The sequence below is a fragment of the Rhizobium sp. Rhizsp42 genome, assembly GCF_047304155.1.
Taxonomy (GTDB): domain Bacteria; phylum Pseudomonadota; class Alphaproteobacteria; order Rhizobiales; family Rhizobiaceae; genus Rhizobium.
On the sequence record NZ_JBGLYS010000001.1, the window covers coordinates 296,657 to 308,316 of the forward strand.

Consider the following 11,660-nt stretch of genomic DNA (forward strand, 5'->3'; position numbering starts at 1 on the left):
TTGCAAGGATGATCCAGAGAGGCTTTGCAGCATCCACGGTCTTGGACTGCATGGGGTGCGCCTCGCCTACTTCCAGATGAACTTGTTGGCGATCACGAACTTCCAGACCGTGTCGATGGCGATGCCCGCCAGCGTAGCAAGGAAGACCACGTGAACCAGTCGCTCATAGGCAAGTGTCGCAGCAGAAACGTTGGCGACGATGCCGACGGAGGAGACGAACAGAAACTTGAGATAGCCCCAAAACTTGGTCCAGCCGCGCAGCCGGCGATCCTGGAAGGTCAGCAGGTTGTTGAGCAGGAAGTTGCTGGTGGCCGCGACCAGCGTCGCCACGGTCTGTGCCGCCATGAAGGGCACGGTTAGCGCCAGTGCGCTGTAGAGAACCGCCAAGTGAACGAAGAGGCCCGAGCCTCCTACGAACAGGAAGGAGATCAGGTTCGCCGGCACGATGCCGCGGGTCATCTTGCTGAGAAGGAAGGTGACGAATTTCCAGATGACATAGCTGTCGAGCTTCGATTCGCCGCTAAGGCGCGCCTGGAAATCAAAGGGCACTTCGGCGTGCCGCAGGTCCTTGCGCGAATAGAGGATATCGAGAAGGAGCTTGAAGCCCGCGTCGCCAAGCTGCGGCGCAACGCCCAGAAACGCCTCGCGCCTGATAATGAAGAAGCCCGTCAGCGGGTCGACCAGCTGGCGTCCCAGGACGAAGCTGCTCAACCAGTTGCCAACCTTCGACAAGATATTGCGCACCGGCGACAAAGCATCCGCCTGACGCTCATCGCCCAACCGGCGGGCGGCGCTGACGATGTGCAGGTCATCCTGGTTCAATCGATCGACCAGATCCCTGACCACTTCAGGATCGTGCTGACCATCGACATCCATGACGCAAAGCAGTCCGCCCTTTGCAGACAGCATGCCCTGGATACTCGACTTGGCGAGGCCTCGATCGGTCAGACGCGTAATAATGCGTATGCGTGGATCATGCGCAGCGTAGTCGAAGACTTTCTGCGCCGTTCCATCGGCGGAATTATCATCGACGAAGATGATCTCCCAATCCTTTTCATGAAGGGCAGCCTTGGTGCGTTCGATGAAAGGAATGACGTTTCCCGATTCATTGTATGTCGGGGCGATAATAGAAATACGGCCTGCGGGCAAAGCGTTATCCACCAATAGAATTCAATCGCACGTAGCAGGTCGCCAAATAAAAATCCAGCGAGATACATGCGTGATCGGCATCAGCAAATTGGATACTTGTGGACCGATAAATCAGAGATGAAAAACCAGTGCCCGAAACACGGTGGATGCGTGTGCGGCGCCGTTTTCACTTGGACAGCAGCACCGGGCGCATGGCCGCCCACTCATCGCCGAACGAACCTGTGGCAACCTGCTTGCCAGCCAACGGATACCAGTAACCGGCATTCCACGTATCGCCTTCGATGCGGTGACACAGCGCGTGGCCCCAATCGAAAGGCTGTTCGCCTTCGTGGGCCTGGCAGATGTCGTGTACGGCCTTCCACTCGGCTCCCATAACGAAATCCGCGGCAGCCAGGCGGTCGAAAGCGTCAACGAGCGCTGTGATCTGCGATGCCATAAGCTTCTCCTCCACTTGGCGCATCTAAGATGCGTGGGTCTTCCCTACCCCAAAACCGACTTCGCCGACCAGCATGTGGTCGGCGATCGTCATGTCTCTGATGTTCAGTCCGCTTACCACCACTTGGCGGGGGTGAAGCGGCCGGCGGCTTGTTCGATGACGTGGGCCGTCTTGAAGAGGGTTTCTTCCTCGAACGGCTTGCCGATCAGCTGCAGGCCGAGCGGCAGGCCCTTATGGTCGAGGCCGGCGGGGACCGCGATGCCGGGAAGGCCGGCCATGTTGACGGTGACGGTGAAGATGTCGTTCAGGTACATCTTGACCGGATCGGATGCCAGATCCTCGTCGGCGATGCCGAAGGCGGACGACGGGGTGGCGGGCGTCAGGATGGCGTCGACGCCGGCGTGGAAGGCGAGGTCGAAGTCGCGCTTGATCAGCGTGCGGACCTTCTGCGCCTGGATGTAATAGGCGTCGTAGTAGCCGGCCGAGAGAACATAGGTGCCGATCATGATGCGGCGCTTGACTTCCTTGCCGAAGCCGGCGGCGCGGGTCTTCTCGTACATGTCGGCAATGTCCTTGCCGTCGACGCGCAGACCGTAGCGCACGCCGTCGTAGCGGGCGAGGTTCGAAGAGGCTTCAGCCGGTGCCACGATGTAATAGGCCGGCAGAGCGTATTTGGTGTGCGGCAGCGAGATGTTGACGATTTCGGCGCCAGCATCCTTCAGCCAGGCAATGCCCTGTTGCCAGAGCGTTTCGATTTCTTCCGGCATGCCGGCAACGCGGTATTCGTTCGGAATGCCGATCTTCATGCCCTTCAGCGACTGGCCGAGCACGGCTTCGTAGTCGGGAACCGGCAGATCGACTGAGGTGGTGTCCTTGGCGTCGACCGAGGCCATGGACTTCAGGAGGATGGCGGCGTCGCGGACGTCGCGGGCGATCGGGCCGGCCTGGTCGAGCGACGAGGCGAAGGCAACCGTGCCCCAGCGCGAGCAGCGGCCATAGGTCGGCTTGATGCCGACGGTGCCGGTGAAGGCGGCGGGCTGGCGGATCGAGCCGCCGGTGTCGGTGGCGGTGGCGCCGGCGCAGAGATGGGCTGCAACGGCAGCGGCCGAGCCGCCCGAGGAACCGCCGGGAACCAGCTGCTGGTTCGAGCCTTCGGCGCGCCAGGGGTTGATGACCGCGCCGTAATGCGAGGTCTCGTTGGAGGAGCCCATGGCGAACTCGTCCATGTTCAGCTTGCCGAGCATGACGGCGCCGTCGTCCCACAGGTTCTGCGTGACGGTCGATTCGTAATGCGGCTTGAAGCCGTCGAGGATGTGGCTGCAGGCCTGGGTGTGGATGCCTTCGGTGGCGAAGAGATCCTTGATGCCGAGCGGAATGCCCTCGAGCTCGCCGCCCTTGCCGCTGGCAAGACGGGCGTCGGAGGCTTCGGCCATCTGCAGCGCCTTTTCAGGCGTCACCTTGATATAGGCGTTGAGCTTGTCGTTGGCCGCCTCGATCGCCGAGATATAGGCTTCGGTGAGTTCGGTCGCTTTGATTTCCTTGGCGCGCAGCTTGGTGCGGGCTTCGGCAATGGTCAGGCTGGTGAGTTCGCTCATGATGGTTCGCTTCAAATCTTGAATGGCAACGAGGTCGGAAAGCGGCAAAAGGCCTTATTCGACGACTTTGGGCACCAGGAAGAAATTCTGATCGGTAACGGGCGCGTTCGAAACGATATCGGCGGCCTTATTGCCGTCGGTGACGTCGTCGGTGCGCTTCTTCATCAGCATCGGCGTGACCGAGGTCATCGCCTCGACGCCTTCGACATTGACTTCGGAGAGCTGCTCGACGAAGCCGAGGATCCCATTCAACTCGCCGACCATGCGGTTTGCCTCATCTTCGGAGACGGCAATACGGGCAAGGCGCGCAACGCGCTTAACGGTGGCTAGGTCGACGGACATCATATTCTCCGGATGGGATTTTCCCACCCGCTATAAAGGCCATGCCCGCTGTGTGCAACGGGCATGGCCTTTCGTTCATTCAGATTTCCGCCCTTTCAAGTCGGGTCGGAGCGCGATTGCATCAGAGAACGACGCTCTCGCTCGGCTTGATCGCCTTCACCTCGGTCTTTGCGCCTTCCATGCCGGCGACGAACTTTTCGGGCGTCTGGTCGATGATCGGGAAGGTGCCGTAGTGGCAGGGGATCGCGGTCTTGAAGTTGAAGTAGCGCTGGCAGGCGAGTGCGGCCACCGCACCACCCATCGTGAAGCGGTCGCCGACTGGGACGAGGCCGATATCGGGCTGGTGCAGTTCGTTGATCAGCGCCATGTCGGAGAAAATGTCGGTATCGCCCATGGCGAAGATCGAGGCTTCGTCGTCGAAGTGCAGCATCAGGCCGTTGGCGTTGCCGAGTGCGTGGGAGACGCCGTCCTCGGTGACCTGGGCGGAGGAGTGCAGCGCGTTGGTGAAGGTGGCGGAGAAGCCGCCAAGCGACACCGTGCCGCCGGTATTGCCCATCTCGATCTTCGAAACGCCCTTGGTGCCGAGCCAGGAGGCGAGATCGGCGTTGGCGAGAACGACGGCGCCGGTTTCCTTGGCGATGGCGACAGTATCGCCGACATGGTCTCCATGGCCGTGGGTGAGCAGGATGTGGGTGACGCCAGCGGTGACGTCCTTGATGTCCTGGCCGGCAAACGAGCCGTTATGCGTCAGGAACGGATCGAGGAGGATGGTTGCCTTCGCGGTCTCGATGCGAAAGGCGGAATGGCCTAGCCAGGTGATCTTCATGAAATCTGTCCTTTTATTAAGTGATGCAAAAGCCTGTTTCGATGGGTATGGAGATAACCGATACCGCCGCAAAGAAAAGCGGTCGAGGCTTCAATTTCTTTTGACGGGATGAACGACGATGACGGTGTTGACGATCGAGGAACTGGCGGCAGCCCTTCAGCCGGGACAGGCAATTGCCGGTCTCGACCTCGGCACCAAGACGATCGGGCTTTCGATGTCGGACCTCGGCCGGCGATTCTCGACACCGCGCCCGGTCATCAAGCGCGAGAAATTCACCATCGATGCGGAGGTGCTTCTAAGCTTCGCGGACAAAGAGAAAGTCGCGGCCTTCGTCATCGGCCTGCCCATGAATATGGACGGATCGGCTGGTCCGCGCGTCCAGGCCACGCGCGCCTTCGTGCGCAACATGGAGCAGAAGACGGCCCTGCCCTTCGTTTATTGGGATGAACGGCTGTCGACGGTTGCCGCCGAGCGGGCGCTGCTGGAAATGGACGTGTCACGCGCCAAGCGGGCCGAACGCATCGATTCGGCGGCCGCGAGCTTCATTCTTCAAGGCGCTCTGGACAGGCTGTCCTTGCTTGGAAGGGCGGCGCTCGAAGAACCGGACGCCTGACGTCCCCGCCACCAGGCGGCGATCTTCTTGCGTCGGCGGAAGGCCATGATCGCGAACACCACGAAGCTGTCGACCACGACGGCGCGGGCGACCAGCGGCGGAATGGTTTCGGCGGGAATGCCGAGGATATTGGCGTAGACCTGGAATGTGAGGTCATGGGCCTGGCGTGTGAGCATGAAGATGCCGAAGCTCATGTCGTAGTAGGATAGCCAATACCAGCCCGCCAGAAACACAATCGGACCGGCCCAGAAGATCAGGAACCACTTCATGCGGTCGCCCCTCTTTGTCGCTTTGCGAATGGCAGATCGAGCGAGACCAGCCATGTCGATAATGCCATCAAACCCAGCACCAGGGCCGGCACCGCGATATCGAGCGCGAGCACGGCAAAGAACATCATCGCGGCAACGAGGAACATGATTCTCGCGATTTTGGTTCGCATGGTTCCAGACAACTCAAACTTTGAAACTGTCTGGTAACCTGACTTCTTAAACACTCTGGCGCAACGTAAACCATTTGTTAAGGTTAACAGCGAAGCGGGAGGCTGTGGGAAAGTTTGGGCCCAATCAGCCGTAAACGCCGCGAACGATGCGTTTCAAGGCCTGCTCCGCCTTCTCCCAGTCCTTCGATGCCTTCAACGTCAGGCCGGCGCACTGCCCGCCGGCCGACGCCGAAAGGACGATATGCTGGATGGCGGCGATCAGAATCGCGTTGACGGCGACGGCGTCCACGCCCTTGGGCGGCGTCAGCGAGCCGCGCATGCGCTCCAGCCATGTGGCCAGTGCCTTGGAGCGCGCTTCGGAGAGGCGGCGGACCTGCTCGGTATTTTCGGACACCTCCCAGGCGACGATGCGGCGCATCAGCGGGTCGTCGCGCAACGCCTGGAGGAAGAGCAGCGACAGGCGCTCCATCAGGTCGCCGTAGGTCAGCAGGAACATGCCGCCCGTATCCTCGGGAATGCGGTCCTTCACCCAGGTGCCGAGATCGGCGCCGATCGCGTCGACAAGACCATTCAGGCCACCGTAGTAGCGATAGATCAGCTGCTTGTCGCAGCCGGCCTTGCGCGCCACGGCGTTGATGCCGAAGTTCTGGAACCCCTCTTCCGCAAGCAGCGCCTTGGCGGCGTTGAGGATCGCCTTTTCAGTCGCGCCACGGTCACGCACACGCTTTTCCGGTTCGGCCTGCGGTGCGCTCGCGATGGGGGTCAAAGGCATGGGGTCATTCAGCATCAGGGACTCGGGTTTCATGTGTCACTCATCGGTGAGTAACAACACCGCCCCAAACCGGCAACGGCGAACCCCTTGAAAGATTGTGGATTGTTTTCAGGCCATTCGTGGCGTGCAGCCGAATGTCGCCGCGTGGCGACATCGATCAGAGCTTCTGGCCGAACCAGACGGTGCGCTCGGATGGCTCCACGAGCGGTGGTCCGAGGCGCGTGAAGCCACGTGAACCCCAGAAGCCGATGCCATTGGCATTCGTTGCGCTGGCCCCGAGATGCACGGATTTCACGCCGGCGCCTCTTGCCTGCGAGAGCCACAGGTCGAGCAGCTTCGTTCCCATCCCCTGCCCGCGCAGACGCGACAGCAGGTTCATATGGATATGCGCCGGGAACGCCTCGATGATCGCCGATGGCGCCGACGAGGGATGATGGATCGCGGCGATGCGTTTCTCGTCGGCATCCCAGAGGTCGGGATCGCCCTGAGGGTCCGGGTAGGCGCTGCGCAGCGCCGGCCACCAGTCGCGCTCAAGCTGCGCCTGAAACGCAAGCGTATCGTGGACGCCAACGATATAGCCGGCGACGCCTTCGGCATCCTCTGCCACGAAGGCCGTTTCAGGGCTGAGCGTCACGTAAGGCGCGGAGTAGATATGGCCGATGAGCTTTCCGTCACCATGCAGTGACGTCGCATCCTTGCCCGCATCGCCCGTGACCAGCGAGATGTTGTAGATCTCATCGAGATCGTCGAGCCGGGCTTGGCGCAGCGTTGTCGTCATCAGCTTGCCGGCGGATAGAGGAGATCGACGATATAGCTGGCGTCGAAACGACTATCGAGCATGCCGTAGGTGGAGCGCCAACCGCCGGCGAGACGGGTTTCGATGAAGGCATCGGCGATGCGCCCTGCCCCCAGACGATAGAGTTCGGCAGCACCCGCCGCGAGTGCCAGCTGCTCGACGAGCAGACGGGCGGCGCCCTCGTCGCGCTCGCAGAGCGCCATGGCGGCGCGGAGCACGTCGATGGTTTTCTTGCCGGCCGGGCCGAGATCCCTTGCAAGGCCTGCGAAGACGGTCTCGAAGAGATCCTTGCCGCGGTTCAGGATACGCAAGACATCGAGCGCCATGACGTTGCCCGAGCCTTCCCAGATCGCATTCACGGGCGCTTCGCGGTAGTGGCGGGCGATCGGGCGTTCCTCGATATAGCCGCTACCGCCGATGCACTCCATCGCTTCATAGATGAGCGCGGGCGCGATCTTGCAGCACCAGTATTTGGCGACCGGCGTCATGACGCGGGCGTAAGCGGCCTCCTCGGCGCTGCCGCGCGCGCGGTCGAAGGCGTCGGCGAGACGGAAGGAGAGCGCCGTGGCGGCGGCGACGTCGAGCGCCATGTCCGCAAGCACGCGGGTCATGATCGGCTGGCTGACCAGCATCTTGCCGAAGACGCTACGGCCACGGGTGTGATGCACGGCCTCCGCCAGCGAGGCGCGCATGATGCCAGACGAGGCCAGCGCGCAATCGAGGCGAGTCAGCGTGACCATGTCGAGGATGGTGCGAACTCCGGCATCCGGGCCGCCGAGCAGGAAGCCGAAGGTATCGCTGAACTCGACCTCGGAAGAGGCATTCGAGCGGTTGCCGACCTTGTCCTTGAGGCGCTGGAACTGCAGGCCATTGGCCGAGCCGTCCTCAAGCAGGCGCGGTACCAGGAAGCAGCCCATGCCTTCCTTGGTCTGCGCCAGCATGATGAAGGCGTCGCTCATCGGCGCCGACATGAACCACTTGTGGCCCGACAGGCGGTAGATGCCCTCGCTGACCTTTTCGGCAGACGTCGTGTTGGAGCGGACATCGGTGCCGCCCTGCTTTTCGGTCATGCCCATGCCGATGGTGACGGCGGATTTCTGCATGGCCGGCTTGTTGGCCGAATCGTATTTGCGCGACAGGATCCTCGGCGCCCAGTCCTTCTGGACGGCGGGCGATGCGGAGAGAGCGGCAACGGATGCGCTCGTCATGGTGATCGGGCAGAGATGGCCGGTCTCGAGCTGCGACGAAAGATAGAAGCGAGCGGCGCGGATCTTGTGCGCCTGATCCTTCGCCTCGGCATCGGCCTGCGGATCCCAGACGGACGAATGAAGGCCGACAGACATTGACCGGCGCATCAGCGCGTGCCAGGCCGGGTGAAATTCCACGACATCGAGCCGTTCGCCGCGGGGGCCATGGGTGCGCAGCTGCGGCACGCCCTGGTTTGCCATGCGCGCCAGTTCCTGCGCTTCCGGCGAGGTGACGTAGCGGCCCATATTGTCGAGATCATCGCGAATGCCGCGCGGCAACGCACCAGTGAGGTCGACGATCAGCGGATCGGACCTGTAGGCGTTGATGCCGGACCAAAGGCTCGGCTGGTTGAGTTCGGCGAGTTTTTCTTCAGCGGATGTCATGAATCGCTTCTAGAGTATGAGGCAGGCAAAGGGAAACCGGAAGTTGGGCCCTTCTCCTGCTTTAGCCCAATTGCGACAAAATTGCAGGGGGAGAGCGCGGTTTGCCCACAGCGCATGCTTGCCGCCGCCGCACGCACTCTTTATAGAGCCGCTGACGACAGCATAGAGGCAGGTTCATGGTCTTCTTTCCCCACCGCCACCTCATCGGTATCAAAGGGCTCACAGAGCAGGATATCACCTTTCTCCTCGACAAGGCCGACGAGGCCGTCAAGATCAGTCGGCAGCGAGAGAAAAAGACGTCGACCCTTAGAGGTTTGACGCAGATCAATCTGTTTTTCGAGGCATCCACCCGCACGCAAGCCTCCTTCGAGCTTGCCGGCAAGCGCCTCGGCGCCGACGTGATGAACATGTCGGTCGGCAACTCCTCGGTGAAGAAGGGCGAAACGCTGATCGACACGGCGATGACGCTGAACGCGATGCGCCCCGACGTGCTGGTTATCCGCCACTCGAGCGCGGGTGCCGCGGCACTTCTGGCTCAGAAGGTCTCCTGCTCGGTGGTCAATGCCGGCGATGGCCAGCATGAGCATCCGACGCAGGCGTTGCTCGACGCGCTGACGATCCGCCGCGCCAAGGGCAAGCTGTCACGTATCATCGTCGCCATCTGCGGTGACGTTCTGCACTCGCGCGTGGCACGCTCCAACATCCTGCTTCTCAACGCCATGGGTGCCAGGGTTCGCGTCGTGGCGCCGGCCACACTGCTTCCGGCTGGAATCGCCGACATGGGCGTCGAGGTCTTCCACTCGATGAAGGAAGGCCTGAAGGACGCCGACGTCGTGATGATGCTTCGACTGCAGCGCGAGCGGATGTCCGGCGCCTTCGTGCCGTCGGTGCGCGAATACTTCCATTTCTACGGGCTCGACGCGGAAACGCTGAAGGCGGCGAAGGAGGATGCGCTGGTCATGCATCCGGGGCCGATGAACCGCGGGGTGGAAATCGCCTCCGAGGTCGCGGACGGGCCGCAGAGCGTGATCGCCGAACAGGTCGAGATGGGTGTCGCCGTACGCATGGCTGTCATGGAAACGCTGCTGATCTCGCAGAACCAGGGTCCCCGCAGCGAAGGAGCCGGCGCATGAGCAACTCGATCGTCCTCAAGAACGTTCGCATCATCGACCCATCGCGCAATCTCGACGAGGTCGGCGCGATCGTCGTCAAGGACGGCGTGATCGTCGCTTCCGGCAAGGACGCGCTGAACGAAGCTGTGCCCGCAGGTGCCACGGTGCGCGACTGCAATGGACTTGTCGCGGCGCCCGGTCTCGTCGATGCGCGCGTCCATATCGGCGAACCTGGAGCCGAGCATCGCGAGACGATCGAATCGGCCAGCCGGGCTGCGGCCGCGGGCGGCGTGACCTCGATCATCATGATGCCCGATACCGATCCCGTGATCGACGACATCGCGCTGGTGGAGTTCGTAAAGAAGACCGCGCGCGACAAGGCGCTGGTCAACGTCTATCCGGCAGCGGCGATTACCAAGGGTCTCGCCGGCGAGGAGATGAGCGAGATCGGCATGCTGATGGAAGCCGGCGCGGTGGCCTTCACCGATGGCCGCTCCAGCATCCACGACGCGCAGGTGTTGCGCCGGGTGATGACCTATGCGCGGGAATTCGGCGCGGTGATTTCCTGCGAAACGCGCGACCAGCATCTGGCCGCCGGCGGCGTGATGAACGAGGGGCTGTTCGCAAGCTGGCTCGGCCTCAGCGGCATTCCGCGCGAGACCGAACTGATCCCGCTGGAGCGTGACCTGCGCATCGCCAAGCTGACGCGCGGCAAATACCATGCCGCGATGATCTCGGTGCCTGAATCCGTCGAGGCGATCGAGCTGGCGAAGAGCCGTGGCGCGACGGCTACCTGCGGCATCTCGATCAACAATCTGGCGCTCAACGAAAACGACATCGGCGAGTACCGCACCTTCTTCAAGCTTTATCCGCCACTGCGCTCGGAAGACGATCGCGTGGCGATGGTGGATGCGCTGGCGCGCGGGGCGATCGATATCATCGTGTCCTCGCACGACCCGCAGGACGTCGACACCAAGCGGCTGCCCTTCGGCGAGGCTGCCGACGGTGCCGTCGGGCTCGAGACCATGCTCGCGGCGGCCCTTCGCCTGCACCATAGCGGGCATGTGACGCTGATGCGCCTGATCGATGCCATGTCGACACGTCCTGCGCAGATCTTTGGCCTCGATGCCGGTACGCTGAAGCCCGGCGCCAAGGCGGATATCGTGCTGATCGATCTCGAAGAGCCTTGGATTGTCGCCAAGGACATGCTTCTCTCGCGCTCGAAGAACACGCCATTCGAAGACGCGCGCTTCAGCGGACGTGCGGTCGCGACCTATGTCGCCGGCCAGTGCGTCCATACATTATAAGAAGACAAGTGGGGGAACATGGGCGCTGATCTCATGACGTGGCAGATCACCTGGCAAATCGCGCTGGCGGCCGCCGCCATCGGCTATCTGCTGGGCTCCATTCCGTTCGGGCTAATTTTGACGCGCGCTGCCGGGCTTGGCGACGTGCGCAGCATCGGTTCGGGCAATATCGGCGCGACCAACGTTCTGCGGACTGGCAACAAGAAGCTGGCGGCAGCGACGCTGCTGCTCGATGCGCTGAAGGCATCGGCGGCGGCGTGGATCGTCTCTTATTTCTTCGGCCCCGAGGCCGCCGTCATCGCCGGCTTCTTCGCCTTCATCGGCCACCTCTTCCCGGTCTGGATCGGCTTCAAGGGCGGCAAGGGTGTCGCCACCTATATCGGCACGCTTCTCGGCGTCGCGCCGCTGATGGTTCTTGGCTTCGCTGCGGTCTGGCTCGGCGTTGCCTTCCTGACCCGTTATTCTTCTCTTTCCGCACTGGTTGCAATGCTTGTCATTCCGGTTGCATTGTGGATACTGGGTGCAGAGAAGGTTGCAGCGATCATGGCGATCATGACCGTGATCTCCTACTGGAAGCACAAGGCCAATATCAGCCGCCTCATCAGCGGCACGGAAAGCAAGATCGGGGCAAAGGGATAGGAT

Annotated in this window: 14 protein-coding genes; 4 read left to right on the plus strand and 10 right to left on the minus strand. The window is 62.1% G+C overall.

All coding sequences use genetic code 11. The features are described from left to right. Positions 1–66: 66 nt before the first annotated feature. The 5 genes from ACCD05_RS01510 to ACCD05_RS01530 all read right to left on the minus strand — a co-directional run bounded on the left by ACCD05_RS01510 (position 67) and on the right by ACCD05_RS01530 (position 4,348). A complete protein-coding gene (locus ACCD05_RS01510) occupies positions 67–1,149 on the minus strand; it encodes a glycosyltransferase (RefSeq protein ID WP_413390754.1) in 1,083 nt (360 codons plus the stop codon). 166 nt (positions 1,150–1,315) lie between these two features. After that, on the minus strand, positions 1,316–1,585 hold the full coding sequence (locus tag ACCD05_RS01515; protein ID WP_413390756.1) for a hypothetical protein: 270 nt from the start codon (positions 1,583–1,585) through the stop codon (positions 1,316–1,318). Positions 1,586–1,698: 113 nt separating this feature from the next. Continuing rightward, the gene (gene gatA / locus ACCD05_RS01520) at positions 1,699–3,180 is read right to left on the minus strand and encodes an Asp-tRNA(Asn)/Glu-tRNA(Gln) amidotransferase subunit GatA (RefSeq protein ID WP_113010754.1); all 1,482 of its coding nucleotides are present in this window, start codon (positions 3,178–3,180) and stop codon (positions 1,699–1,701) included. 54 nt (positions 3,181–3,234) lie between these two features. Then, positions 3,235–3,522 (minus strand): Asp-tRNA(Asn)/Glu-tRNA(Gln) amidotransferase subunit GatC, encoded by a 288-nt coding sequence (gene gatC, locus ACCD05_RS01525; protein WP_018900164.1) that lies wholly within the window; start codon positions 3,520–3,522, stop codon positions 3,235–3,237. 121 nt (positions 3,523–3,643) lie between these two features. After that, positions 3,644–4,348, minus strand: a complete 705-nt coding sequence (locus ACCD05_RS01530) for a metal-dependent hydrolase (RefSeq protein ID WP_413390759.1) — start codon at positions 4,346–4,348, stop codon at positions 3,644–3,646. A 118-nt stretch (positions 4,349–4,466) separates the two neighbouring features. On the opposite strand from ACCD05_RS01530, the gene ruvX reads away from it, so the two are divergent. Beyond that, positions 4,467–4,961, plus strand: coding sequence for a Holliday junction resolvase RuvX (ruvX, locus tag ACCD05_RS01535; RefSeq protein ID WP_413390761.1), 495 nt, complete (start codon positions 4,467–4,469; stop codon positions 4,959–4,961). Here ruvX and ACCD05_RS01540 read toward each other — a convergent pair. The 5 genes from ACCD05_RS01540 to ACCD05_RS01560 form a co-directional block, all read right to left on the minus strand. Continuing rightward, complete coding sequence (locus tag ACCD05_RS01540; protein WP_413390763.1) at positions 4,898–5,230, minus strand: DUF6105 family protein; 333 nt, start codon at positions 5,228–5,230, stop codon at positions 4,898–4,900. The two genes, ruvX and ACCD05_RS01540, sit on opposite strands and share 64 nt — an antisense overlap. Beyond that, complete coding sequence (locus ACCD05_RS01545; protein ID WP_018900168.1) at positions 5,227–5,376, minus strand: hypothetical protein; 150 nt, start codon at positions 5,374–5,376, stop codon at positions 5,227–5,229. Before ACCD05_RS01545 ends, ACCD05_RS01540 begins: the two co-directional genes overlap by 4 nt. Positions 5,377–5,524: 148 nt before the next feature. Beyond that, complete coding sequence (locus tag ACCD05_RS01550) at positions 5,525–6,187, minus strand: TetR/AcrR family transcriptional regulator (protein WP_413391060.1); 663 nt, start codon at positions 6,185–6,187, stop codon at positions 5,525–5,527. Positions 6,188–6,329: 142 nt separating this feature from the next. Then, entirely contained in the window at positions 6,330–6,950 is a 621-nt protein-coding gene (locus ACCD05_RS01555) for a GNAT family N-acetyltransferase (protein WP_413390765.1), read from the minus strand. Then, positions 6,950–8,599: an acyl-CoA dehydrogenase family protein gene (locus tag ACCD05_RS01560; RefSeq protein ID WP_112941525.1), complete on the minus strand. Its 1,650-nt coding sequence runs from the start codon at positions 8,597–8,599 to the stop codon at positions 6,950–6,952. The genes ACCD05_RS01555 and ACCD05_RS01560 overlap by 1 nt, the downstream gene beginning before the upstream one ends. A 176-nt stretch (positions 8,600–8,775) precedes the next feature. Here ACCD05_RS01560 and ACCD05_RS01565 point away from each other — a divergent pair, with 176 nt between their 5' ends. From ACCD05_RS01565 to plsY, 3 genes are read left to right on the plus strand one after another with little or no spacing between them, the layout of a single operon-like run. Next, positions 8,776–9,732: an aspartate carbamoyltransferase catalytic subunit gene (locus ACCD05_RS01565; protein ID WP_018900172.1), complete on the plus strand. Its 957-nt coding sequence runs from the start codon at positions 8,776–8,778 to the stop codon at positions 9,730–9,732. Further along, positions 9,729–11,018: a dihydroorotase gene (locus ACCD05_RS01570; RefSeq protein ID WP_413390768.1), complete on the plus strand. Its 1,290-nt coding sequence runs from the start codon at positions 9,729–9,731 to the stop codon at positions 11,016–11,018. Before ACCD05_RS01565 ends, ACCD05_RS01570 begins: the two co-directional genes overlap by 4 nt. Positions 11,019–11,036: 18 nt before the next feature. Beyond that, positions 11,037–11,657: a glycerol-3-phosphate 1-O-acyltransferase PlsY gene (gene plsY / locus ACCD05_RS01575; protein WP_113010761.1), complete on the plus strand. Its 621-nt coding sequence runs from the start codon at positions 11,037–11,039 to the stop codon at positions 11,655–11,657. The last annotated feature ends 3 nt before the right edge of the window (positions 11,658–11,660 follow it).